Annotated in this window: 27 protein-coding genes; 23 read left to right on the top strand and 4 right to left on the bottom strand. The window is 43.5% G+C overall.

Going from position 1 to position 25,576, the window contains the following annotated elements; all coding sequences use genetic code 11:
• The first annotated feature begins 16 nt into the window (after positions 1 to 16).
• The 17 genes from icmF to ASG85_RS00130 all read left to right on the top strand — a co-directional run bounded on the left by icmF (position 17) and on the right by ASG85_RS00130 (position 14,591).
• Positions 17 to 3,283 (top strand): fused isobutyryl-CoA mutase/GTPase IcmF, encoded by a 3,267-nt coding sequence (icmF, locus tag ASG85_RS00210; protein WP_057301679.1) that lies wholly within the window; start codon positions 17 to 19, stop codon positions 3,281 to 3,283.
• 24 nt (positions 3,284 to 3,307) lie between these two features.
• Positions 3,308 to 4,318 carry a thiamine pyrophosphate-dependent dehydrogenase E1 component subunit alpha gene (locus tag ASG85_RS00205; protein WP_057301438.1) on the top strand — a complete coding sequence of 337 codons (1,011 nt, stop codon included), beginning with the start codon at positions 3,308 to 3,310 and terminating at the stop codon, positions 4,316 to 4,318.
• On the top strand, positions 4,319 to 5,299 hold the full coding sequence (locus ASG85_RS00200; RefSeq protein WP_057301437.1) for an alpha-ketoacid dehydrogenase subunit beta: 981 nt from the start codon (positions 4,319 to 4,321) through the stop codon (positions 5,297 to 5,299). It abuts the gene before it with no gap.
• Between the two features lie 12 nt (positions 5,300 to 5,311).
• Positions 5,312 to 5,956, top strand: coding sequence for a 2-oxo acid dehydrogenase subunit E2 (locus ASG85_RS00195; RefSeq protein ID WP_057301436.1), 645 nt, complete (start codon positions 5,312 to 5,314; stop codon positions 5,954 to 5,956).
• A gap of 21 nt (positions 5,957 to 5,977) precedes the next feature.
• Positions 5,978 to 7,159, top strand: a complete 1,182-nt coding sequence (locus ASG85_RS00190) for an acetyl-CoA C-acetyltransferase (protein WP_057301435.1) — start codon at positions 5,978 to 5,980, stop codon at positions 7,157 to 7,159.
• A 21-nt stretch (positions 7,160 to 7,180) separates the two neighbouring features.
• The gene (locus ASG85_RS00185) at positions 7,181 to 8,035 is read left to right on the top strand and encodes a 3-hydroxybutyryl-CoA dehydrogenase (RefSeq protein ID WP_057301434.1); all 855 of its coding nucleotides are present in this window, start codon (positions 7,181 to 7,183) and stop codon (positions 8,033 to 8,035) included.
• A gap of 170 nt (positions 8,036 to 8,205) precedes the next feature.
• Positions 8,206 to 8,562 carry a hypothetical protein gene (locus ASG85_RS00180; protein ID WP_057301433.1) on the top strand — a complete coding sequence of 119 codons (357 nt, stop codon included), beginning with the start codon at positions 8,206 to 8,208 and terminating at the stop codon, positions 8,560 to 8,562.
• A gap of 12 nt (positions 8,563 to 8,574) precedes the next feature.
• Positions 8,575 to 8,922, top strand: a complete 348-nt coding sequence (locus ASG85_RS00175) for a DUF962 domain-containing protein (RefSeq protein ID WP_060645083.1) — start codon at positions 8,575 to 8,577, stop codon at positions 8,920 to 8,922.
• Between the two features lie 29 nt (positions 8,923 to 8,951).
• Entirely contained in the window at positions 8,952 to 9,419 is a 468-nt protein-coding gene (locus tag ASG85_RS00170; RefSeq protein ID WP_057301432.1) for a GNAT family N-acetyltransferase, read from the top strand.
• A gap of 109 nt (positions 9,420 to 9,528) precedes the next feature.
• Complete coding sequence (locus tag ASG85_RS39790) at positions 9,529 to 9,792, top strand: DUF6933 domain-containing protein (RefSeq protein ID WP_414858657.1); 264 nt, start codon at positions 9,529 to 9,531, stop codon at positions 9,790 to 9,792.
• Positions 9,793 to 9,939: 147 nt separating this feature from the next.
• Positions 9,940 to 10,665 carry a class I SAM-dependent methyltransferase gene (locus ASG85_RS00160; RefSeq protein ID WP_057301430.1) on the top strand — a complete coding sequence of 242 codons (726 nt, stop codon included), beginning with the start codon at positions 9,940 to 9,942 and terminating at the stop codon, positions 10,663 to 10,665.
• 149 nt (positions 10,666 to 10,814) lie between these two features.
• A complete protein-coding gene (locus tag ASG85_RS00155; RefSeq protein WP_057301429.1) occupies positions 10,815 to 11,720 on the top strand; it encodes an S-layer homology domain-containing protein in 906 nt (301 codons plus the stop codon).
• 172 nt (positions 11,721 to 11,892) lie between these two features.
• Entirely contained in the window at positions 11,893 to 12,936 is a 1,044-nt protein-coding gene (locus ASG85_RS00150) for a rod shape-determining protein (RefSeq protein WP_057301428.1), read from the top strand.
• 15 nt (positions 12,937 to 12,951) lie between these two features.
• Positions 12,952 to 13,332 (top strand): hypothetical protein, encoded by a 381-nt coding sequence (locus ASG85_RS00145; protein ID WP_057301427.1) that lies wholly within the window; start codon positions 12,952 to 12,954, stop codon positions 13,330 to 13,332.
• Between the two features lie 15 nt (positions 13,333 to 13,347).
• Complete coding sequence (locus ASG85_RS00140; RefSeq protein WP_057301426.1) at positions 13,348 to 13,608, top strand: hypothetical protein; 261 nt, start codon at positions 13,348 to 13,350, stop codon at positions 13,606 to 13,608.
• Positions 13,609 to 13,742: 134 nt separating this feature from the next.
• On the top strand, positions 13,743 to 14,093 hold the full coding sequence (locus ASG85_RS00135) for a VOC family protein (protein WP_057301425.1): 351 nt from the start codon (positions 13,743 to 13,745) through the stop codon (positions 14,091 to 14,093).
• A 21-nt stretch (positions 14,094 to 14,114) separates the two neighbouring features.
• On the top strand, positions 14,115 to 14,591 hold the full coding sequence (locus ASG85_RS00130; protein WP_057301424.1) for a GyrI-like domain-containing protein: 477 nt from the start codon (positions 14,115 to 14,117) through the stop codon (positions 14,589 to 14,591).
• Between the two features lie 111 nt (positions 14,592 to 14,702).
• Here ASG85_RS00130 and ASG85_RS00125 read toward each other — a convergent pair whose 3' ends face one another.
• A complete protein-coding gene (locus tag ASG85_RS00125; RefSeq protein ID WP_082562011.1) occupies positions 14,703 to 15,467 on the bottom strand; it encodes a C40 family peptidase in 765 nt (254 codons plus the stop codon).
• A gap of 175 nt (positions 15,468 to 15,642) precedes the next feature.
• Here ASG85_RS00125 and ASG85_RS00120 point away from each other — a divergent pair, with 175 nt between their 5' ends.
• Positions 15,643 to 16,872: an MFS transporter gene (locus tag ASG85_RS00120; protein WP_057301677.1), complete on the top strand. Its 1,230-nt coding sequence runs from the start codon at positions 15,643 to 15,645 to the stop codon at positions 16,870 to 16,872.
• 83 nt (positions 16,873 to 16,955) lie between these two features.
• Here ASG85_RS00120 and ASG85_RS00115 read toward each other — a convergent pair whose 3' ends face one another.
• The gene (locus ASG85_RS00115) at positions 16,956 to 17,138 is read right to left on the bottom strand and encodes a hypothetical protein (RefSeq protein WP_057301423.1); all 183 of its coding nucleotides are present in this window, start codon (positions 17,136 to 17,138) and stop codon (positions 16,956 to 16,958) included.
• Between the two features lie 140 nt (positions 17,139 to 17,278).
• On the opposite strand from ASG85_RS00115, the gene ASG85_RS00110 reads away from it, so the two are divergent.
• From ASG85_RS00110 to ASG85_RS00090, 5 genes are all read left to right on the top strand, one after another.
• The gene (locus ASG85_RS00110) at positions 17,279 to 17,785 is read left to right on the top strand and encodes a DUF3189 family protein (protein ID WP_060645082.1); all 507 of its coding nucleotides are present in this window, start codon (positions 17,279 to 17,281) and stop codon (positions 17,783 to 17,785) included.
• A gap of 43 nt (positions 17,786 to 17,828) precedes the next feature.
• The gene (locus tag ASG85_RS00105) at positions 17,829 to 18,680 is read left to right on the top strand and encodes a VOC family protein (protein WP_057301421.1); all 852 of its coding nucleotides are present in this window, start codon (positions 17,829 to 17,831) and stop codon (positions 18,678 to 18,680) included.
• A 166-nt stretch (positions 18,681 to 18,846) separates the two neighbouring features.
• Positions 18,847 to 20,325, top strand: coding sequence for a spore germination protein (locus ASG85_RS00100; protein WP_063860129.1), 1,479 nt, complete (start codon positions 18,847 to 18,849; stop codon positions 20,323 to 20,325).
• Positions 20,326 to 20,344: 19 nt separating this feature from the next.
• Complete coding sequence (locus ASG85_RS00095; RefSeq protein WP_162251185.1) at positions 20,345 to 21,451, top strand: GerAB/ArcD/ProY family transporter; 1,107 nt, start codon at positions 20,345 to 20,347, stop codon at positions 21,449 to 21,451.
• Positions 21,451 to 22,572: a Ger(x)C family spore germination protein gene (locus ASG85_RS00090; protein ID WP_057301419.1), complete on the top strand. Its 1,122-nt coding sequence runs from the start codon at positions 21,451 to 21,453 to the stop codon at positions 22,570 to 22,572. The genes ASG85_RS00095 and ASG85_RS00090 overlap by 1 nt, the downstream gene beginning before the upstream one ends.
• Before the next feature lie 12 nt (positions 22,573 to 22,584).
• Here ASG85_RS00090 and ASG85_RS00085 read toward each other — a convergent pair whose 3' ends face one another.
• Entirely contained in the window at positions 22,585 to 23,226 is a 642-nt protein-coding gene (locus ASG85_RS00085; protein ID WP_057301418.1) for a response regulator transcription factor, read from the bottom strand.
• A 48-nt stretch (positions 23,227 to 23,274) separates the two neighbouring features.
• Positions 23,275 to 25,422, bottom strand: coding sequence for a histidine kinase (locus ASG85_RS00080; RefSeq protein ID WP_057301417.1), 2,148 nt, complete (start codon positions 25,420 to 25,422; stop codon positions 23,275 to 23,277).
• Positions 25,423 to 25,576 lie beyond the last annotated feature (154 nt).

Genomic DNA, 25,576 nt, shown 5'->3' with positions numbered 1-25,576 from the left:
TGCAGCCGTGTCAACTGTGGGTTCGGAAACCAACTATCGTGTGAAGCATAAGGTGAGATTCGTAACGGCTTCGGCTTTATTTGACGGCCACGATGTGTCCATTACGATTATGCGGCGCATTCTTCAAGCCAGTGGAGCGGAGGTCATTCATCTAGGGCATAACCGATCCGTAAGGGAAATTGTGCAGGCAGCTATTCAGGAGGACGTTCAGGGAATTGCCGTCTCATCGTATCAAGGCGGGCATGTCGAGTTTTTTACTTATATGCTTGATTTATTGCGGGAAAAAGGGGCGACTGAGATCAAAGTCTTCGGTGGCGGAGGAGGTGTGATCCTTCCTTCGGAAATCAAAATGCTGCATGACTACGGCGTTACTCGCCTATTTTCACCTGATGATGGAAGGGAGCTTGGCTTGCAAGGGATGATTAACTTCATGATGAAGGAGTGTGATTTTAGTACGGTTTCTGGTTATGCCCAAGGTTACGAAGTAAGTGGAGTAGGGCAAATCAAAGATCATAGGTCGATAGCCCGCTTCATTACAGCTGCTGAACTAGCTTGTGAAAGCAAGGAATCGATATCGGAGATAGAGACATTAAGTAACACGCAGTTGAGTGGGGCCACATGTCCAGTTGTTGGCATCACAGGCACGGGAGGAGCGGGTAAAAGCTCCCTAACCGATGAATTAGTCCAGCGTTTCCTGCGTCAGTATCCGGATAAAACGATCGCTATCCTATCGGTCGATCCAACCAAGCAGCGAAGCGGCGGCGCTTTGCTCGGGGATCGCATCCGCATGAATGCTGTTCACAACGACCGCGTGTATATGCGAAGTATGGCAACACGGGGCTCGGGCAATGAACTATCCCTTGCAATCACTCCTGCCATTGCCATCTTGAAGGCGTCCGATTTTGATCTCGTTTTGGTGGAAACCAGCGGAATTGGTCAAGGTGATCATCAGATTACCGAAGTAGCTGATGTGTCGCTCTATGTGATGACAAGCGAATTCGGTGCGCCTTCGCAATTAGAGAAGATTGATATGCTTGATTACGCAGACCTGATCGCGATTAATAAATTCGACCGAAGAGGCTCTGCGGATGCACTTCGAGATGTGAAGAAGCAAGTTCAGAGAAATCATGGTTTATTTGATTTGAATTTTGAAACCATGCCTGTCTATGGAACGATGGCTAGTCAATTTAACGATGCTGGTGTGGATACATTATTCCGTGCACTCATCGATACCTTGAATCGAAAATGTGCCTTGCAGTGGCCTATTCAGGGCTTTTCATCTGGTCATGCTGCTGCTAAGACGCATGTCATCATACCAGCTGACCGCACACAATATTTAGGAGAAATCGCGAATACGGTACGGGCGTATCATGCGTACGCAGAAAGGGAAGCCGAACTGGCCACTGCCTGCTACCGAATTGAAGGGGCGATAACGGCCCTACAGCAGGAGCTTGGTGCAGACGAAAATATATCTGTGCTGCAAACACTTAAGATGAATGTAGAGACGCGTATGCAAAAAGAAACTCGCCATCTACTGGCCCAGTGGCCGGAGCTGCAAAGAAAATACACAAGCAAAACATTAACAACCCGAGTAAGGGATAAAGAATTTGTAACAGAGCTAACAACGTCAAGTTTATCAGGGCTGGATATCCCGAAGGTGAGCTTGCCTAAATACCGCGATGCAGGAGACCTCATTCGTTGGATGTACCGTGAGAATGTTCCGGGGGAATTTCCCTTTACAGCAGGTGTTTTTCCTTTCAAACGAACAGCGGAGGACCCCAAGCGTCAGTTTGCAGGCGAAGGGACGCCGGAACGCACTAATCTACGTTTTCATTATTTGTCGCAGAATGATCTAGCCAAGCGGCTCAGCACTGCTTTCGACTCCGTCACCTTGTATGGGGAGGATCCTGATGAACGGCAAGACATTTACGGCAAGATCGGTGAGAGCGGGGTTAGTGTCTGTTCACTAGACGATATGAAAAAGCTGTATGCCGGGTTCGATCTTTGTGATCCTTTGACTTCGGTTTCAATGACGATTAACGGTCCTGCACCGATACTTCTTGCGATGTACATGAACACAGCGATCGATTTCCAGATCGAACGCTTCTCTCGGGAGCAGGGTAGACGACCTACGGACGTAGAGGCGAACCAGATCCGCTGGCAGACGCTGAAATCGGTGAGGGGGACGGTGCAGGCTGACATTTTGAAGGAGGATCAGGGGCAGAATACGTGCATTTTTTCCACAGAGTTCGCACTGCGGATGATGGGTGATATTCAGCAATATTTTATCGATCATGAGGTACGTAATTATTACTCCGTCTCTATTTCGGGCTATCACATTGCTGAAGCAGGGGCGAATCCGATCTCACAGCTCGCTTTTACACTAGCTAACGGATTTACTTATGTTGAGTATTATTTGGCTAGAGGTATGCCAATTGATGACTTCGCACCGAATCTATCCTTCTTTTTCAGCAATGGTCTCGATCCCGAATATACGGTGATTGGACGAGTGGCGCGCCGAATTTGGGCAACGGTTATGAAGAACAAATACAATTCTAATGAGCGCAGCCAAAAGCTGAAATATCATATCCAAACGTCGGGGCGATCTCTGCATGCGCAGGAAATTGATTTTAATGATATCCGAACCACGCTGCAAGCGCTGATGGCCCTTCTTGATAACTGCAACTCACTGCATACAAATTCATATGACGAGGCTATTACAACACCAACGGAGGAATCCGTACGTCGAGCGATGGCTATTCAATTAATCATCACGAAGGAGCTTGGTTTTGTTAAAAACGAAAACATGCTGCAGGGCTCGTTTATCATCGAGGAATTAACCGATTTGGTTGAGGAGGCTGTGTTGCAGGAATTAGAACGAATTAGTGAAAGAGGCGGTGTTCTCGGAGCTATGGAGTCTCAGTATCAAAGGGGTAAAATCCAGAATGAATCGATGCTGTATGAAATGAAAAAACATCATGGCGAGCTGCCCATTATTGGCGTAAATACATTCCTTCCTACCAATCCTTCCAAAGATGAGGACATGAATATCCCGCTAGCTCGCGCAACGTCGCAAGAAAAAGAGCAGCAAATTACGAATCTCAGGGAGTTTCTCTTGAGGCACCAAGCAGAATCACCCGAGGCTTTGGCAAAGCTGCAGCAAATTGCGCTTGATGGCGGCAATATTTTCGCCGAGTTGATGGAAACGGTCAAGGTAGCAAGCTTGGGGCAAATTACCCATGCGCTTTATCAGGTAGGCGGGCAATATCGCAGAAATATGTAGCAGCAGGAGAGAGGAGGAATTCCTATGTCTTCTCAGCAAAATATGAAGCATCAACAGCTCGGTTTAACCGATGAACAGGTGCTGCAGATGTATACCTTCATGCTCAAAGCAAGGAAGTTTGACGAGCGAGCAACACTTCTACAACGTTCAGGTAAAACGGCCTTTCATATCTCTAGTTTGGGTCAAGAAGCGACCCAGGTAGCAGCGGCATTCGCATTAAATAAGCAGCATGACTATTTTCTTCCTTATTACAGGGATTATGCCTTTGTCCTAACGGTGGGTATGACCGTGCGTGAACTCATGCTGGCAGCCTTATTTAAAGCGGAGGACATCAACGGAGGCAGGCAAATGCCAGGGCATTTTGGCTATAAGAAGCATCATATTGTTTCGGGATCAAGTCCGGTTGCTACGCAGGCCCTACACGCTGTCGGCATCGCACTGACGGCCATGATGAAGAAGGAAGATCATGTCGCATTCGTCAGCTTTGGCGAAGGGGCGAGCAACCAAGGGGATGTGCACGAAGCGTTCAATTTTGCCGGTGTATTCAAACTGCCCGTTATCTTCCTTTGCGAAAATAACCAGTATGCGATTTCCATTCCTGCGCATAGACAAGTGGCTGGACGCGTTGTTGATCGTGCCGCCGGTTATGGCTTCCCAGGCCAGCGTGTGGACGGCAATGACACTCTGGAGGTGTATCGCGCGGTCAAAGAAGCGAGGGAGCGTGCCGTTCGCGGGTATGGGCCGACATTGATTGAAGCGATGCTTTATCGGATCCCGCCGCATTCCACAGCCGATGACGATATGCTGTACCGGACGAAAGAAGAGGTAGAGTACCATAAGGAGCAGGACGGCTTGCAGCGGTTTCGCCGTTATTTGATCGAATGCGGCGTTATGTCTGAAGAGATCGAACAAGTATTGAATGAGAGTGTTACAAAAGAAGTGAATGAAGCAACGAAATATGCTGAAAAAGCCCCTTATCCGGCTCCCGAGGATGTATTACGGCATGTTTATGCGGAAGATGGGGGTGAAGCTTAAATGCCAATCTTAACGTATTTGGAGGCTATTCGCCGTGCGATGGTGGAGGAAATGGAACGTGATGAGCATGTTTTTGTGCTCGGAGAGGATATCGGGAAGGGCGGCGTTTTGAATGCGACGAAAGGCATGCGCGATCGGTTCGGTGAATTGAGAGTCCTTGATACGCCTCTCTCTGAATCAGCCATTGTGGGTGTTGCGATTGGAGCGGCTATGGTCGGGATGAGGCCGATAGCGGAAATCCAGTTTGCCGATTTTATTTTCCCGGCGACTAATCAAATCATAAGCGAGGCAGCGAAAATCCGTTATCGCTCGAACAATGACTGGCAATGTCCAATCGTCATACGCGCACCTTACGGCGCGACAGGCGGGGGTGGATTATATCACTCACAGTGTCCGGAGTCGGTCTTTTTTGGCACTCCCGGACTCAAGATTGTTGCGCCATCTACAGCCTATGATGCCAAAGGTTTACTGAAAGCGGCCGTACGTGATGAGGATCCGGTCCTTTTTTTCGAACATAAGAAGTGCTATCTATCGATATCAGATGAAGTACCTGAAGAAGATTACACCGTTCCTATTGGCAAGGCAGCCATAAGGCGCGAGGGTACAGATATCACAGTGATTGCCTACGGTTTGTCGGTGCATTATGCAATTAAAGCTGCGTTTGAGCTAGAGCAAGAAGGGGTAAGTACAGAGATATTGGATTTGCGGACGCTGCATCCGCTCGATAAGCCTGCTATTTACGAGGCGGCAGCAAAAACCGGTAAAATATTGATCGTACACGAAGATAATAAAACAGGTGGCATTGGGGCTGAAATATCGGCTTTAATCGCGGAACACCTGTTGTACGAATTGGATGCACCCATTATGAGATGCTGCCCTCCCGATATTCCTCCTGTTGGCATGGCGCCAACCTTAGAGAAGTTTTACCTGCCGAATGTCGACATCGTCAAAGAAGCCATGCGCCAATTAGCGGAAATCTGAAGGAGGCTGGGTATGCAGAGTATCTCTGAAAATCCCCGCGCTTGGATGATGATCGAAGTGGATGTCAGTAACCTCGTCGCCTTGCGGCAAGAGTTGAAAGACGATTTTATGCATAGAGAGGGCGTCCCGCTATCGCTTAGCCCATTCGTAATGAAACCGATCGTGAATGCTTTGAAGGAGTTCCCCGTACTGAATTCAACCTGGCACTCGGGCAGCATCCTTGTCAAAAAGGATATCAACCTATCGATAGTTGTTGCTATTGCCAACGATACCGTCGTAACACCTGTGATCTATCATGCGGATCGTAAATCCATTGCAGGAATCGCAATTGAGCTGTATGAGTTGGTCAACAGGGCGCGAAGAAATTCTTTGCTGCCTACCGATTTAGTTGAGGGTTCATTTACATTTAGCAACACCGGCTCGGTTGGATCCTTGCTTTCCTGTCCAATCAATAATAATCCGCAGGCGGCCATACTGACATTTGAGTCCATTGTGCGTAAGCCCGTAGTTATTCAGGAGATGATTGCGATCCGATCGATAGCCAACCTTTGTCTTTCCTATGATCACCGGATGGTGGACGGATTGATATGCAGCCGTTTCATGCAGCGGGTTAAGTATTATTTGGAGAAATATGATCAAGAAACGATCATTTATTGAGAATGATGGGGGGACGAATCCATGAGGGAAAGTGTAGTTGTGGGCGGTGCCCGAACCCCTTTTGGTAAATTGGGCGGTGCCTTGAAAGAGATCTCAGCCGTCAATCTTGGTGGAACAGCGATCAAAGAGGCAATCCTCCGATCTTCGATTGATCCGGCAACGATTGACGAGGTGCTTATGGGGATGGTGCTGCAAGCAGGAACGGGACAAATTCCCTCACGTCAGGCTGCACGATGGGCCGGTTTAGATTGGGGCGTGACGACGGAGACCATTAACAAAGTGTGCGCTTCTGGGCTGAGAAGTGTGACAATGGCTGATCAAATCATACGTTCAGGAGATGCAGATGTTATCGTAGCCGGCGGGATGGAAAGCATGAGTAATGCACCATTTGCACTTCCAACCGCCCGGTGGGGAGCAAGAATGGGAGATCAAAGCCTCATGGATCTCATGATTCATGATGGCTTATGGTGTTCATTTCACAATGTGCATATGATTGTGCATGGCAGCACTGTTGCCGAAGAGTTCGGAATTAGCCGTAAAGCACAGGATGAATGGGCACTTCGCAGTCATATTCGTGCCATAGATGCGATGAATAAGGGATATTTTGCGGAGGAAATCATCCCTGTAACCTTCGAGAGTAAGGGAGGAACGATTGAGATTAGTCAAGACGAAGTCCCTAGAGCGGATACAAGTCTTGAAAAGCTTGCCGCTTTACCTTCTTTGTTCACAAAGGATGGCACCATAACAGCTGGGAACGCCCCGGGTGTTAATGACGGAGCAGCTGCCATGGTGGTCATGTCCAAAGCGAAGGCTGTTTCTCAGGGGATAAAGCCTCTGGCTAGGATTGTTGGTCACGCTGCTGTAGGTGAAAGAGCGCCATATATCGCGACCACACCAGCTCTGGCGATTCTGAAGCTTTTGCGTCAAACAGGTTTGTCGTTGGAGCAAGTCGACAGGTTCGAAGTAAATGAGGCCTTTGCGGCCGTTTTACTGACTAGTGGAAGATTACTTGGCTGGAATCTGGAGCGAGTCAACGTTAATGGGGGAGCGATTGCTCTTGGTCATCCTATTGGCGCAAGCGGGGCGCGAATCATACTGACTTTGATCCATGAACTGCGGAGAAATGGCGGAGGCTATGGCATAGCCGCGATATGCAGCGGTGCAGCTCAAGGAGACGCTATTCTTTTGCTTGTAGATCCATAAGCTTGTGTCGGGGGTGAATAGATGAATATACAGACTATCATGGTTGTAGGTGCGGGACAAATGGGGAGCGGTATCGTTCAAGTTGCTGCTGCTTCGGGTTTCAAGGTGATCTTGCATGATATTTCCATGACGTTTATAGACAAAGGATTAGCCTCAATAGATAAACAACTAACTAGAGGAGTTGAGAAAGGTGGTCTTACAGAAGTAAGGAAGGCTGAAATTCTAAGTCGAATACAACCGGCGGAGCATTTAGAACAAGCGGAACAGGTAGATATTGTAGTTGAAGCCATTTCCGAGAATATGGTGTTGAAAACTTCACTATTCCAAAAGCTGGATGCCATTTGCCCGCCTAATGCAATCTTGGCATCGAATACATCATCGCTTCCTATTACCGAAATTGCCGCGGTCACGGAGCGTCCGACCCAGGTGATTGGCATGCATTTCATGAACCCAGTACCGGTTATGCCTTTAGTTGAAGTCATCCGTGGTTTGGAAACTTCGCAGGAAGTGTTCGAAGCTGTTTATAAGCTGAGCGAAAAGATGGGGAAGACCCCTGTGGAAGTGAAAGACTTTCCTGGGTTTGTGTCGAATCGTATCTTGATGCCGATGATTAACGAAGCTATTTTTACCGTTTATGAAGGTGTTGCATCTGTTGAATCGGTCGATACCGTGATGAAGCTTGGTATGAAGCATCCCATGGGACCGCTAGAGTTGGCGGATTTCATCGGGTTGGATACATGCCTATCCATTATGGAAGTCCTTTATGAAGGCTTTAAAGATTCGAAATATCGTCCATGTCCACTTCTGCGGAAGTACGTGAAAGCAGGGCGTTTGGGGCGCAAATCTGGTCAAGGTTTTTATTCGTATCCTGTTTGAAAAAAAGGATACCAATGGACAGTCACTACACATGGGGCTGTCCATTTTGATTCGACCATAAGAATTTTTGAGAAAGAAGGGAGTTTGTGCAGGGATATTTTGGGATTTATTGAATTAAACCAAAGGAAGTTTATGATAAAAAATGGATCAACCACTGAAAGGATTAACCTATGACGATTATTGGAATTATTACAGCTATTATATTTGCAATACTGATTTCTATTTATCTAGGGCCATTTGGGGGAATTGTTTTACTTGCTGTTATTTTTGGGCTAGTTTTAAGTACACATCAAAGAAACAAAAAAATGTATGAAGATATTCAGAGAATTAAAGAACGATTAGGCATCGTGGATCGTAACGATTTTCATATGACGAATGAGGAAATTGAAGAGGAACTTGAACTTCAAGTGCATAGTGAATCCGAACAAAAGCATCTTGAAAAGATTAATGTAGAAATTGAAGATGAGCTTGAAGCGTATTTGAACAAAGTGAAAGATAAAAATAAAGATATGGACAATGATAAATGAGGAAAAATTGAGATGAGACTAAAGAAGTTCATAGTTCGAGTTCAACGCGACTTAGATTATTATCTGAAAGAGCATCAGAATAAGACCAATCGAATAATGCACTATTTTGCTTTTATGTCGGCTTTTATGGCTTGGCTATTTTTGTTTTATGACCTGAAAGTAACGCTAATCCTAGCCATATTACATTACCTTTTATCATGGGTAGGACATTTCTATTTTGAGGGGAATAAACCGGCATCGTTTCGTTACCCGCTTATAGGTTTCTATTCTGGGTTTACATGGTTTTTTATAAAAACGTTTGAAATTGTAACTGGTAAAGAAATTTTGAACAAATGGTTAAATGAGAAACGTGAGGATTGAGATCACAAATAATAAGTGGAGTGTGTTACATGTCAATAGAAATTAGAGAAGCAAAAATAGAAGAAGTAGACATTGTATTTCGTACAATGCAAGAATCGTTTATGGAATATAGTGGGAAGCTGAATCCACCTTCAGGAGCACTTGCTGAAACGACTCAACATGTAATAAATACCTTTAAAGAAGGTGGGGGAGCCGTATTAGCATGGCATGAAATTAGTGCTGTAGGCTCGGCTAGATATAGATTTATTGAAGATTATATTTATATTGGGCGAGTTTCAGTTATACAGGAATATCGCGGAAGAGGAATATGTAAATCATTATTGAATTTTATAGAAAATAAAGCATTGTCATTGGGAATTAAAGAATCAAAAGTTGCGGTACGGTTGTCGATTCCAGAAAACATAGCTATGTATAAGAGGCTAAAATATGAAGTGAGTGAACATAAATTTTATCCGGATCGAACAGATAGCTGGTATGTAATGAGTAAGAAACTATAAGAAAGTAGTGAATATGAATGACTGTAATTGCATGTACAAAGAAGTTATTTGATTTAAGTAATTATCCAGTTTCGCCAATTCCGGAAGTGGGATGTAGACCATTGAATAGTTGGCATGGCAAGAGGTTAATTTGTTTTTATCGAATATGGACAAGTTTATTTACACGAAAACTCACAATAGAAGCATCGTGGGATCAATAAATGAGCAAATTTACATAACACAACATTGGATTGAAAAATATCTCCCTACTGACGAGCTGAATATTGTAGGTCTTAATATATGGCTGAATGATTCTGTTAGTCTGCAGCTAGTGGAAGGATACCCTAGGCTTGCTTTAAAGAATGCTTTGCAGGATACCAGTATTCACCAATGAAGAAAGTTAGTATGTACTTTCTTGGAACGCTCAATATACGGCTGCAAATTAGGATTGGCTTCAATTCTATTTTTAGGATAGGTCACGGAAAAGAGACATTAAAGTGAATGTTTATTTATGTGAAAAGAAAATGAGGAAACGACAACTATGGATAATAGGATCAAAATCATTAGAGATGAAGAGCGAAAATATCATGAAGCTTGTTACGATAACTACAAATTATTTGAAGAGGGATCTTGGCTATCAAAACCTGTAAAAACAGTGATGGATACGCTAACTCATTTTAAATCTAAAGAAAATCTCACGGTATTAGATCTAGGTTGTGGAGTGGGCAGAAACAGTATTCCAATTGCTGAATCACTGAAGGAGCACCAGTCAGGAAAAATTATTTGTGTGGATATTATGGAATCTGCACTTAAGAAATTAGTTGATTATAGTGAACAGAATGGAGTTCGTGCGTACATAGAACCGAAGCTATCAGACATCGGAGACTATATCATCGAAGAGAATCAATTTGATTACATCATTGCTGTTTCTGCATTAGAACATGTAGAATCAGTTCCGAAATTTGTACAAGTTGTAGATAGAATGGCCCGTGGAACGAAAGAGAATGGGATTAATTGCGTTATTATGAGCACCAACATTCAAGAAATAGATGTAGAGTCAGGAATGGAATTAGATCCATTTATGGAACTTAACTTAACAACTAGTGATGTGAAACAATTAATATCATCGGCGTATTCAGACTGGGAAGTAATCTTTACTACTTTAAAAGCATTGCAATTTAATATAGAGAGAAATGGGCGCGAGATTTTGCTTAAGAGTGATTGTTTGACGTATGTCATTCAAAGAAATAAGGAGAATAAATCATGATCTGAAGCAGAATATAGAACTTAAATTAAAGTAATTATGCCGGGGGTATTCTTCGGTTTTATTTTTTTTTATAATCACTGAAACATTTTTCACGCACGATACGTTAAGAGTGTGTAATAAGATAACCAACTAAAAGGAGAGAATTAACTATGAAAAAGATAGCAGCTTTAACTTTGACAACAGCATTGGTTAGCAGTTTGACTTTTAGCAGTGCATTTGCTTTTACGGATGTAGAGGAAGGACAAGCTGCAGCGATCTCTGCTCTACAAGATCGCGGAATCGTGAGCGGTATTGATAAGGATCATTTCGTCCCAAAAGGAAAGATTAGTTATGCACAAACCATTCAAATGATTGTTAAAGGCATGAATTTGAACTTAGATACGTTACGCTTCATTAAACAGCCATTAGCTTCAGACATTTTTACCAACATCCCTAATGATGCTTGGTATGCGGATGCCTTTATCATAGCGCACTACAACGGTATGAACATTCCGAAGGATGTAAACCCGAACGCTACAATTACTCGTGAACAATTTGGTGAAATGCTCGTACGAGCTTTGGAAAAGAAGGGCAATTTCCCATTAGTGAAAATGTTTATCCCGATCAAAGATGAAGCTCAGATCACTCCTGAATATCAAGGCGCTTTACAGCGACTGCTGCTTTACAAAATTGCTGAACTAGACAAAGCAGGTATGTTTAATCCTAAGGCTGATCTTACTCGTGGGGAAGCTGCAGGCTGGATCTATAATGCGATTCGCGTCTTGGAAACACATATCCAAAAACCGACACCTATAGAAGATGTATCCGTAACTGTGGAGAAAGTAAATGACGATGTGAACAAGGTTACCTTATCAAGAGGTCAAAAACCGAATTCAGGTTACAGTATTGCCATTCAAAATGTTCGATTTGACCAAAACGGTCAAGCGGTGATTTCATACACCCTTCAGGATCCAAAACCGGACACGATGTATGCTGAAGTAATCACGGAGGCGAAAGCCGTAACTTACGTTTCCTCAGCTTATAAAGCAGTAGCAGAACCAGCAGCTGCGAACTAAATTATACTTATTTAAAAGTGCTGCTCACCTTTATGGTGGGCGGCATTTTTTGGGTTACCCCCATAGAATGGCTGCTTTATGCGAACAAGTATGAAGATGCAGTTAAGTCAAAATCAACTAATATACACGCTACTATGGGCATAGTCTATTGAACAGCGAGAAGGAGCGAGTCATGTTAAAGAGATTGGAAGAACTGTTTGGAGTAGACCTTGGCACCTGTAACACACTTATTTATCAACAAAAAAAAGGGATTGTATTGTCAGAGCCATCTGTCGTCGCCATTCAAACGGATACCGGGGAGATTAAAGCTTTTGGCAAGGAAGCCTATGATATGATAGGGAGAACTCCAGCTAATGTGGAGGTTATCTATCCTTTAAAAGATGGGGTTATCGCGAATTTCGATATGACCTTAGCGATGCTAAAATATTTTATAGGCAAAATAAAAAGAGGTTATCAATGGTTTCGCAGCTTCCAAGTACTGATTTCCGTGCCTTGTGGCATTACGAATGTGCAAAAGCGCGCCGTCGAGGAAATGATTGTACATAAAGGAGCAAGGAGATCTATCACGATCGAGGAGCCGCTGGCTGCGGCTATGGGCGCTGGGCTGCCTGTAGCAGAACCAATTGGCAGTATGGTCCTTGATATCGGCGGAGGGACAAGCCAAGTAGCCATCATTTCACTGGGTGGAATTGTCGTAAGTGAGTCGGTTCGCCGTGGAGGCATGTCGATAGATCAGGATATCATTGAGTATGTGAAGAAAACTTATAATATGGCTATTGGAGAACGGACTGCGGAGGAAATCAAGAAGAATGTCGCTGCTGTTGTGATGCCTGTGAATGAAGTGAAGATGGATGTAAGAGGGCGTGACCTTGTGGAGGGCTTGCCAAGAATGATATCGATCTCATCGAAGGAAATTTTCGAAATTATGGATGATTTTATTAAATCCATTATAGATTGTATTCGACTCGCGATGGAGAAATGCCCGCCGGAACTTGCCGGTGATGTGATGGAGCAGGGCATCCTGTTGTGTGGGGGAGGCGCATTATTGCAAGGATTGGATAAGCGATTGCAGCAGGACATAGGCGTTCCGGTTCATCTCGCAGAGCATCCGATGGAATGTATTGCTCAAGGTACAGGGAAAATGCTAAACTTCAATGGGGCGATAATTGAACGGTCTGAAAAGATTGTGACAGAAGATCGAGAAAGCGTCCTGTAAAGGAGGCTTTTTCTATTGAAATTTAGAGCAGTATCTGATCAGACGAAAATGAATGTTATGCTTTGGAGTATTAAAAAGGAAATCATGAAAGAGAATAGGTATTTAGAATCCCTACCTTATGACCCTACGCCAATGATGGAGGTCGTGAAACACCACATCGATAGATGGGATCCCATAAAGCTTCTCGCGATGGATGGTCCGGAGGATGAGTATGATGGTGAAACGCGAACAATAACCATTTACATCACGAAACATCTAGATGATCTAGATGCTCCATCCCTCGGCAAGGCGATTAATAAGGTATTAGGTGATTCTTTTCGTGATGAATTTCAAGCAGACGAACAGTCTATTGAAATAGCTTCAAGTATCATATATTCACTAAGATCAGACGTATAGGAATGGGGTGTTGTTGTGAGCGAAATGCTTAACAAATACTGTGCCAAAATATTCGGTAAAACGGGTGTTATTATCGAGATTGGCGTCGTAAAAAAGGTTGCGAGCCGAACGGTTCACGTTGATTGGGGAACCAAAACGTGGATCTATCAGAATAAAGATTTCATCTGGGCACCGCTATCTAAAGAAGAGTTTGAAGAAAAATATAAGAAACCTAAATTTTCTGAAGGGGCGCTTGCCAGAGCCTCAGAATTAGGTTTAAAGATTACGTATAATTAATACAAAAAGAAGCCGATCTTTGGTCATCAAGGGTCGGTTTTTTTGTTTGCTCCAGAAATATTTTCATTTACATGGGAACAAATATTCGGTATTATGGAGATGGGTATAAATACCAATTAGGGAGGTTGAATCATTTGGGTCGTGTTGTATTATTTGAAATGAATAGTCAAGATCCGGAACGTGCTGCAAGTTTTTATTCGTCAGTTTTTGGTTGGAAGATTGCAGAGCCTAACTGGGGATACCATCCAGTAACAACAGGAAATGACGATAAATCTGGCATTAACGGCGGTATTTCTAAGGGACCCAGTGATTATCCACACGGAATAAGAATTCAAATCGAAGTTGACAACATAGATGAGGCACTTACGAAATCCGTTGAATCGGGAGCGCAAATTGTTAAAGGTAAAATGGAATTTGATCATTTTTATCTTGCTTATTTAGTGGATCCAGTAGGAAATGGGATCGGTTTAATACAAAATAAATAAGCAATAGGAGGGACGAATACATTGGAAAACAAAACGATGATTAAATTTCACTGTGAGACTCTTAGAAGAGAGTACCAATTAGTTGGTCAGAGTCTTACAGCCAATTTTCCAAAAGGCTTCCCAGATGCAGCCCTACAAATACAAAGTCAATTTGCTGAGAGAAGACATGAGATCACGAATGCTATGGATCAGGAAGTACTCTTTTCGCCATATATGTGTAATGGTATATTTGCTACTTATTTTGCTTGCCTTGAAGTGGACGATTTAACTTTAATACCCGAAGGGATGATTGGTTTTAAGCTCCCTACCGTCACTTATGCCAAAATAAATTGTACAACGAAAACAATAGGTGAAGCGTACACAAGAATATTTGAGTGGATGAAAGAAAATGGATATCAACAAAAGTTTTTGGATCATTCATGTCCGATCGAAATATATTACTTTGAAGAAAATGTAGAGGAAGAAAATGTTGAAATATTAATTCCTATAAGAGATTAATGACATAGAGGCGTGTTCTTTAGAAAAGAACACGTCTCTTTAATTACGAGAAGTTCCCAAGAATGTTTGAGATATGCACAGTGAAAACATAGCTAAAGGTTAAAATAAGGATTATTTAGTATTTAATATCGAACCGCCTAAGACAAAGCGATAGGTTAGATGATTATTAGCAACTTCATCAATACGTACGCCACCTGTGGCCGCTGAGGCTGTATGTATGATTTTGCCATTACCCAAATAGATACCAACATGTGTAATGTTTTCGATTGATTTATCAATTCCAGTGTAATTATTCGGATCTGTCCCTTTAAAAGGGACGAAGAAAAGTAAATCTCCACGCTGGGCTTGATCGATAGATGTGTAAGTCCGATTGGAAAAAGATTGAACATAGGATGCTTGGCTTCGAGAATCTTTTGGGATATCCATCCCAAGAGAAGAAAAATAAACCCAATGTGTGAAGTCGGAGCAGTCAAATGTGGATGGGTCCGATCGATCCGAACTGAATTCGTATGGAGTTCCATAATACATAGCGGCTTGTGAGATCACATTTTCTGCATAATTACCTTCTTTGGGCTGTATGGAGGGATTGGGCCATACTTGAACGAGTCCTTGAGTTCCTCCAAGGATTTTGACAGAGCTATTAGAGGAAGAAGCGGCATCTTGAGCGTGATAGCCACGCTTTTCTAGTTCAATGTTCGCGTCACCTCGTTGAAGCAATACGTCTTGATTTGTAATTTTAGGATCCAACAATCGACTATCCATACCGCCTTGCTGCGTGGAGACTCCAATTTTTGGAGGGGCAACATTCCCTTTACCGCACCCGGATAAAACAAATATACAGCTTATTGCAATTAGTATTTTTGTTGTATGTTTCATTATAAGCCTCCGATCGATGATACCCATATTATGTTTAGATCTGTCACATTTAATCCGATGGGCAGCATGATCGACTTGAGGTTAGATATTTGGTTTGCAGAGGGAGTGTTTTTCTGTGATGTAACACAAAATAGGATAAGGCAAGCTAATGCGATGAGGAGAATGCGTTTTGAATGTGAATAAAACAAATTTGTTACGTGAACCGGCAAAACGAAAGTTGCTTTTCAGCACAGGGATTAGCTGGTTATTCGATGCTATGGATGTAGGGATAATTTCGTTTATTGTTGCTGCGCTAGCTGTCGAATGGAAATTAGGTGCACAGCAGATTGGCCTGCTGGCAGCTATTAATTCGATCGGAATGGCCGTAGGAGCTTTACTAGCAGGCTCCCTTGCTGATCGATACGGACGTCGTATGGTATTGCTTGGGACGCTTGTTATATTCTCGACTGCCAGCGGACTCTCTGCTCTTGCCACTAGCTTTGTTATTCTATGTATCCTACGTTTCGTTACTGGAGTAGGTCTTGGCGGGGAACTTCCTGTCGCATCAACTCTTGTTTCTGAGTCATTTCCCGTTAATGAAAGGGGACGTGCTGTCGTTCTACTAGAAAGCTTCTGGGCATGCGGGTGGATCGTCGCGGCGCTTATTGCTTATTTCATCATTCCTACATACGGCTGGCGTTCGGCGTTTGTTATCGGTGCGCTGCCGGCTTTATATGCTTTATACCTCAGACGATCGGTTCAAGATTCACCTAGATTTACCGAGCTGCGTAGTCGGAAATTGTCATTCCGCGAACGTATTGCTTCCGTATGGTCATCTAAATATCGAAGATCGACCGTAACACTTTGGATTTTATGGTTCACAGTAGTATTTTCCTATTACGGCATGTTTCTATGGCTTCCAACGGTCATGGTTCTAAAGGGTTTTGGCCTCGTGAAAAGCTTTCAATATGTATTGATTATGACGTTGGCACAGCTTCCAGGTTATTTTACCGCTGCTTATTTTATTGAGAAATTCGGACGTAAGTTTGTACTCGTCACCTATTTGCTGCTAACAGCAGCAAGCGCATTATGGTTCAGTAATGCTGAAACGGAAGGGCTGCTGATAGCAGCGGGCGTTAGTTTATCTTTTTTTAATCTTGGGGCATGGGGAGCCATGTATGCTTACACACCGGAGTTGTACCCAACCGAAGTTCGCTCTACGGGTGTTGGGCTTGCCGCATCCATCGGACGTATCGGCGGTATCATTGGTCCGTACCTTGTAGGTTTGTTGGTGGCGAGTAATAAAGCAATCACCTCCATTTTTATGGTATTCTTCGTAGCGATTGTCATCGGAGCACTCGTTTTATTGTTTTTTGGCAAAGAAACAAAAGATACGGACCCCGATTATGCAGCTGATCCTACCTAAAGGATATTCCAAGATGACGGATTAACAACAAAAAACCACGCAACAGTGCGTGGCTTCTCTGTAATTTTTCTATTAGTTACTAATTACGTTGTCTCACGTTCAATGATTTCCTCTAGTTCTGAACTATGCTCGTTTGCAGCTGCAATGATTTCTTGATCTACCTTATTTTTTCCTTGCATGAGCTCTGCCGCTTGTGCCTGATTGTTCAACTGTTCTTCCTCTTGGCCGATCCCATGCGCTCCTTGATGTCCACTGTTTGTTGTCATTGTCATGAAGGCTCCCTTGCTGTTATTTAAAAGGATACAACAAACTGTAATATGCACGAGAATAAGGTTGTTTTATTCATTATAGGAGATAATGAGTAAACAAGTAATATACAATATTCTCAGGGCGGTGGGTATGAACTATGATTTATATTTATAACGATTTCGGAGGAACACATACAACAGCTTTAGCAGCAGCTTATCATCTCAAAAAATTGGACGGTTCTCACGAGCCCTCAAGAGATGAAATACTGAATACACACAATTTCAATAAGCTAGTTTATAAAGACAGAGGGAAATTTTACTTTCATGGCAAGGATGAGGATGGCAATAAAGTATACACAATGGGCAGAGGGAGGTCTAAAATCCTCGTTCCGGGCGTTTTTAATCTCATTGATATGCTGATTGAAGAAGAGGTTCTCGACGCAAAAATCATTTTATCCAATACGTCTCCAACTGTGCCTTTTGCGATGACGTGTGGTGGAATGCTTTCACGATGGTTAAAAATTGATTTCATAGGTGTGCCCTTATTGGTTATAGGGGCAAAACAAGCGTATAAAGACATTTTTAATCTCGTTCAACATACGAAACAGACCGCGAAAACGTCAAACTCCCAATTAATTATGCTTGATAATAAAGAGTTCAAGTAATTATTCAAGTTTCAAAAGATAAAATCTTATGGGAGGTTCTCATATGAAGAAGTTTCATCAACGTCCAAATACATTTGTTAGTCATGTGCATTTAATCGTAGAAGAGCTTCAAAAGTCATTATCGTTCTATCAAGGGGTCTTAGGGTTTCAAATTTTGGATCGCACACGATCCTCAATTTCAATGACGCTAAACGGAAAGGATGCTCTGGTTACCCTAGAACAGCCAGTAGATGTCTTACCGAAAGAACCGCGTCGTTCAGGACTTTATCATTACGCAATACTACTGCCGGATCGGAAAGAGTTGGCAAAAGTCATTCAGCACTTCATTGATATCAAATACCCGTTACAAGGATTATCTGATCATCTTGTGAGCGAGGCGCTGTACTTGGCGGACCCAGACGGGAATGGGATGGAAATTTATGTAGATCGTCCATCTGAAAGCTGGGAATGGATTGGGGAGCAAGTCACTATGGCAACTGAACAGGTTGATTTACACAGTCTTTTGTCCGAAGCGAATGAAGAGAAGTTCACGGGTTTGCCGTCAGATTCTATTATGGGGCATATCCATCTACATGTTTCAGACCTCTCTAGAGCAGCGGAATTTTATATGGATGGACTTGGGTTTAAGGTTGTTTATCAAATAAGCAATCAAGCGCTCTTTATTTCGAGTGGAGGATACCATCATCATATCGGATTAAATATCTGGAACGGTAAAAACATACAAGAACCATCTCGTAACAGCGTTGGTCTGAAATATTTCACAATTGTATTTGCCGATGAAAAAACTAGAGATGGCGCCATAAAGAATCTAGAACTGTTGGGCTATCCTGTAAACGAATATATAGCAGTCGACCCATCAGGAAATCATATTCGGTTAACCGTCGCCATGGATTAGCAGCCAGAAGCCGCATTGGTCCTGAACGAGTCACGCCCTTAAGATCCATCGCAATTATGCGATGGTTTTTTGCATTTTCTAAAGCTATATGGGATTGTTTTCCTGACTTTTTGACATACTATGCGATATGGCATTGTGAAACGAGGGATTGTTTAACGTGCAGAACATGAATAACTACTTACCTGCCGATATTATTGAGTTGGAACAGCTGCTTCAAGAGGCTCTCAATGATAATCCAAATCTAATTGCCAAATATGTCATGCTTGGACAGCAAACGGCCGCCATCTATTACATAGAAACATTAGTTGATCAGGATTTGCTTCAAAGGGATATTATTCAACCTTTATTAACTTTAGTCGATGTACCTTCAATAAGTGAAACAGACCGATTTCCCGTTGCAGGGATTATTGAGGTTAAAGATACTCAGGCTGTTGTGGAAAAATTATTGTTCGGATGGGTGTATCTTCACTCCGATGATTCCCGTTTTAATCTTATGCTGAATATGTACAAACCTACTAATCTGAACTTTTCAAAAGCTGATATTGAAAGCCAAGTATTTGGCCCGCAGATCGCCTTCAACGAAATATTAAGGTCTAACGTTGCCTTGCTCCAAATGTATCTGCCGAGTCCAAACTTATGTCAGGAGAACTTGGAAGTTGGAGTGGATATCAAGACACAATTGGCGATGTTTTATATCAAAAATCTTACTGATAATGAGCTCATTAAACGAGTACGCGATAGGATCAATAGTCTTGAGATAGATGGTGTGGTATCCAGTGCACAATTAGTACAGTTAATTGAGGATAATAAATTTACGATCTTCCCGCAGTTTGTAATGACCGAACGTATAGATCGTACAGCTTTTTCACTATCAGAAGGGAAAATTGTTCTGTTTGTTTCCGGAAGTCCGTTTGCCATTGTATGTCCTTCGACGATGATGGATTTCTTCGCTTCCCCGGAAGACCATCAAGTTCGCTGGAATATGGCTACCTTTTTCCGGCTTTTGCGGGTTGGAGCCATGGTTTTATCTTTACTATTCACACCCGTCTATGTAGCTGCATTAACGTATCATTATGAAATCATTCCTTCTGCCATGGTCGTGCCGCTGGCTGAATCTCGAACACGGGTACCATTTCCCCCCTTAATGGAAGCTTTGTTTCTGGAAATTACGATCGAGCTGCTTCGTGAAGCAGGCGCAAGACTTCCGACCAAGATTGGTCAAACAATCGGAATCGTAGGTGGTATCGTCATCGGACAGGCAGCCGTGCAGGCAGGATTTACAAGTAATATTCTCATCATTATCGTAGCGCTTGGAACATTGGCATCGTTTATTACTCCGATTTATCTAATGGGCATTACGATTCGTATCATCCGGTATCCAATCATTATACTCGCAGGCTTTTATGGAGGAATTGGTATCATGATTGGAATCTGCTTTTTGATCATTCATCTTCTTCGTTTAACAAGTCTGGGACAACCTTATTTGTACCCGCTCTATCCGTTTCGAAAAGTGGACTTGAAAGACAGCATTTTGAGATTACCTTTCACTTTTTTGCGCGAACGCTCGACGTATATCCGTGGTGATGATACCTACAGGTTTGAGGAACAAGAAACTGCGGCTAGCCACGGAGATATTGATGAATAATGGACAAGGAGGAGTTAAGGTGAAGACTGGCAGTCCTCCAAAGAGATTGATGTTTAGTTCATTTCTCTTATTCTTTGTTATTCTTGCCAATCAGGTAGGAACTGGTTTGTCTGGATTTCAGCGTATCATTTTCCAATCGGCGGGGCATGATGCCTGGATATCCGTCTGTATGGCTGGGGCATGGTCTCATCTAACGGTTTGGGTCATGCTGCGAACACTTAAGCTGAATCCGAACATGGACCTGTATGAAGTTCACAAGGACCTTTATGGTCGATATGTCGGGGGAATAATCAACGCTTTGATTATGCTGTATATGCTAACTGCGGTCATCGTGATATCCCGCAATTATGTGGAAATGGTCCAGACCTGGATATTCCCGGACCTGCCAACATGGCTGCTGAGTGCTTTTTTGGCTATGTTAATTACTTATGGCGTTCTTGGCGGTATTCGGATTGTTGTTGGGATCGCCTTTATATCTGCAATTTTAACAATTTGGTTGATTATATTTTTGTACTTTCCTATTCGATATGCAGAATGGACACATCTTACACCGATCATGGAAGCAAGCATTTCTGAGCTAGCTCAAGGCATGGTTAAAATGTCATTGACCATCGTAGGGTTTGAAATTCTGATGTTTGTGTATCCTTTTATTCGTAACAAACACCGTGCTCCATTGTCCGCCCATTTGGGACTTTTTGCGACCACTGTCATCTATGTAGCTGTTATGTTGGTCACGATTGTTTACTTTAGTCCTGGTCAATTATCGAAGACCGTTTGGGCTACGTTTAGTCTTTTTAAGATTGTTGCGTTTCCATTTCTGGAACGCTTTGAATATGTGGCTATCAGTATATGGATGTTGGTCGTCCTTCCAAACTTAATGATGTACATGTGGGCAGCGTCCAAAGGAATTAAACGAATATTTGGATGGAAGCAAAAATATGCCCTTTATACCTTTGCTCTTATATTGGTTGTTGTATCGATCTTTTTTAAAACACGATTACAGATTAATATTTTAAATGACATCTTTTCGAAAGCTGCCCTGACCATTGTTTTTGGTTATCCTTGGGTACTTTACGCGGCGGTTTTATTCAAACAACATTTTCACAAGAAAAGAGAGGGGATCTAATGAGAAAATCCCTGCTAATTCTGTCGGTTATCGTACTACTTTTTCCTACTGGCTGTGTGCAAAAGAGGATTTTGGAAGAATTAGGACTCATTGTCATTGTTGGTTATGATCCTCAAGAGAATGACCGCATCAAGGGAACAGCACTGCTCCATCAAATTGATCCGGAAGCGAAAGAAAAGGTTCAAGTCGTCGTTACAACCGGTAACACAAGCAAAGGGATTCGAAATGCTCAAAACCGTGAAGTATCAAAGCGTGTCGTTAGTGGACAGCTCCGAATTGCCATGTATAATGAGAAGTTAGCCCGGAATGGGATCTTATCTCTTACCGATACACTATCAAGAGACCCTTCCATTTCGGATACCATGTTTGTGACCATTAGTAAAGGGAGCACGGAGAATATCATCACCCATCGATTTCCGGAAATAAGCAATATTGGAACCTATCTTTATAAAATGATTCGTCAAAATATTCAAGGAGAACAAATCCTCTCATGCACACTGCATGAATTTATTCATGATGTATATGCAGTAGGAAAAGACCCGGTTCTCCCAATTGTTGAGCGTTCTGGCGACGAAATTTCAATGCATAATACGGCAATGTTTCATAATGATAAGATGGTAGGAGGGCTTAGGGTGGACGAGGCTTTTGTGCTTAAACTTATTCGAGATCGTTACAGAGCCGGTGCGTTGGAATTAACCTTGGACGCTGAACCTTTCAAACTAATTAAGTCTGGAATTCAGACTGATAAAATTAATATCGTGATAGAGAATATCACAAGTTCCAGTAAAATTAAGCTAATTGACCCCGCTGTTCCGTCATATTCTGTTCATATATCTATGCAAGCCAGAGTTCAAGAGATTTCAAACGAGATGAATTTAGGAGAACCAAAGGTCGTTCATGCCCTCGAAAAGGAGATTGCTAAGGAATTAGTTCGGCGTGCGCAACATCTCATTACCAAAACCCAAGCGGTTAATTCGGATCCGGTTGGGTTTGGTGAGATTCTTCAATCAAAGGTGCGACACGCCAATTTGACGGATGAGAAGTGGAGGGAAATGTATCCCAAAGCCAAGGTTCAAGTGGACATCAAGGCAATCATGGTTCGCTCAGGTGTGGTTGAGTAGTTGGTTTGAATTTCAACCCTCTCGTGATTCCTTCAAAAGCCGCTTAGCTTCGTTCCGATCTACAACTTGAAGCTTGTTCAGTATCGTAGACACATTGTTGGCTACGGTCTTAGAACTAATATGCAAGCGCGTGGCGATTTGAGCGTTGGTGTCCCCTTCAGCGATACGCTCCAATATCTCCATCTCTCGCTTGGACAGCTCGGCCAAAGCAGGGTGTTCCACGGTGTTCACCAGCTTCGGCGCCGAAAAGTAATGCATCATCCGTGCCGCGATATCCGAGCTAAATACAGCTCCGCCACTGCCAACCATGCGGATCGACTGCATCAGCTCAACTTCATCCGCGTCCTTCAGCACGTAGCCCTTGGCCCCGACACGCATAGCAGTAAAGACTGACTGATCGTCCCGGAACATGGTAAGGATTAACACCTCGATATTTGGATATTTCTCTTTAATCAACCGCGTGGCCTCGATCCCATTCAGTCCTGGCATGCGAATATCCATCAAAATCAAATCTGGCTGGTATTGTTCCGCCAGCTTCAAAGCTTCATCTCCAGTGGAAGCTTCTCCAACAACTTCCAAATCTTCTGTCGTTTTTAGCAAATTTCTGACTCCACTGCGAAATATCGGATGGTCATCTGCGATTATGATCTTCATGTTTAATCATCAATCTCCTTCAAGTTTCAAATCTCTCGACACCAACTCTTACAGCGGCAGCACAGCCAAAACTCTTGTGCCCCGGTTTTCAAGCCTCTCTATTGTGCAGTGTCCACCCAATTCAGCAGCCCTTTCCCGAATGGAGACAAGGCCAATGCCGCCTTTACTGCCCGAAATCCCTGGCCGAGAGGGGAGAGCTGTGCCATTATCCGTTATTTCCACCCGCAGCTGGTGGGAAGAGGAGACGTCCAACCGGATGGCACAGGAGGTAGCTTTGGCATGTTTAATGACGTTAACAAGGGACTCGGTAACGATTCTATACACGGCCACCTCCACCGCTGCAGGCAGAGAGGGCAAGGGCTGTGGCGCTTGCAGCTCCACGTTCAGTGGAGCTGCTCCCGCTTCATCCGCAAGCAGCATTGCAGGCTTGGACAGCAGGGCGATCCGCTCTTGGATCGCCCCAATCAACCCCAGCTCATCCAGCGTAGGCGGGCGCAAGTCATGGACCAAGGTGCGGATTTCATCCACCGTGGATCGAATGACTTGCCGCAAATCCGCCAGCATCTCGATGGCGGTATCGGGCTGCTTGACGACGTATTTCTGAGCCGTCGCTGCGTTTAGAGCAAGCGCGGCCAGTCTCGGCGCCAGATCGTCGTGTAAATTCTTGCGAATTTGCCGGCGTTCTTCTTCACGGGCTAATACCAGTTTCTCCCGCGACTCCTGCAAGTCTTGAGCCAGCAGCTTCATGCCCAGCGTCATGTTTACATTTTCAACGATCGGTCCTGCTTGCCGTAGTAGGACATCTAGAAACTTACTATCTTCTAAGGTAAATGTTTCTCCAGGCGATCTACTTGCAATGTGGAGCATGCCAAGCTCTTCTCCCCTATGAATAATAGGCATTGCATGAAGGTCATTAAGAGGCTCACCGGCAGAAGCAACTAAAGTGTCCTGACCACCAACACCAATAGAGATACCGGTATAAGGGAGGCGTAAAGCATCTTTCACTGTCTTAACGACGGCATCAAGCATGTCTTCCGGGGCTAGCGGCTGAATGAATTGATTGCCGAGCTCTAAAAGAACCGCATACGGGTCATCATGTCGACCTTTCATAAGCCGGTTAATTTGGCGCTGCAGCCATTCTTTTAATGGAGCGAACGCTACTGCAACTACAGCTGTGGCCAAAAGGGATACGATATAGTTATCCCGGGTTTGAAATAAACGGCTTAAATAAAGAATAGCCAGTGTGTACAGTAGCACAACACAGATGGATAGGGCAGCATAGACAAGCGTCCGATTAACGAGCGGGTCGATGTTCCACAGCCTCTGCCGCAAAATCGCAATCATTAGCGTAATGGGAATTGCGGTTAAGGAGAGGTTTAAAATGGCGTTCAAATAAACGTAAGTCATAGCTGTACCGTCGTTGAGACTGGGGTCAAATAAAGCGCTCATCCCAACGAATCCGACGAGTCCGATCGAAACCCCAAACACCACCCATTTGGTTTGCTGCCGCTGGGCTGGCGAGGACACTTTGCGGAAACGGTGAACTTGTGAATAGATGAGTATGAGCGTTGATCCCCCATACCAGAATAGTTGAAGGAATGGGGGAATATGAACGGAATTCCACACATTTCCTTCAAAGAAGAAATTTAATACATCAACGAACACAATCAGACCAAAAACAGAACGAGTCCATCTCGGCACGAACATTCCGTCAGGAAAAAGAAAGAAAAATAGAGACAATGAAACCCATCCAAACATGGATACAAACATAAACCAGTTGTGGACGAGTGTAGAACCATCAGAGGCAACCATGACCAGTGAGGGGAATGACGTACCAAAAGAAACCATAGCTAGAGCTGCAAGCAGTCCCATCGGTTCTCGAAAACCTTTCCACAGTACAATAGCAGAAGTGGAGTAAAATACAAACGTAAAGACGCAGTCAATGAGCACAAACATTAGAGCATAGCTTTCTAAGCTTAGTCCCTGTTCGGGCAAAGGCATGGCAGGGACTAGTATGCCGCACCCTTGGACAATACATGTTTGTACCAAAGCCGTATAATACTTCGGAATGCTTCCTATATACATCGCGACAGTTATCAAGCTGAAAACAAGCACAAACAGCTGCAAGATCAACATTCTCCAAGCTGATTTTCGTACACTTCGCACTTCCGGATTACTTCCTTTGACAATCTCCATCGACATTCCCCAATCGCGTTCCTATTTGATTCCTTATTCAACTAATTATAGCTTGATCCCTGGCTTCATGAAAATAGTAATAGGATAATTTCCCATTGACTATCCTGTGTATTCCCAAAAAAAATCTAAAAGTTCCCGAAAAGTCGGGAGTCTC

It is taken from the genome of Paenibacillus sp. Soil724D2 (genome assembly GCF_001427935.1).
Classification (GTDB): Bacteria; Bacillota; Bacilli; order Paenibacillales; family NBRC-103111; genus Paenibacillus_E.
Note: the sequence above shows the minus strand (reverse complement) of the source record. Positions and strands in the feature narration are given on the sequence as shown.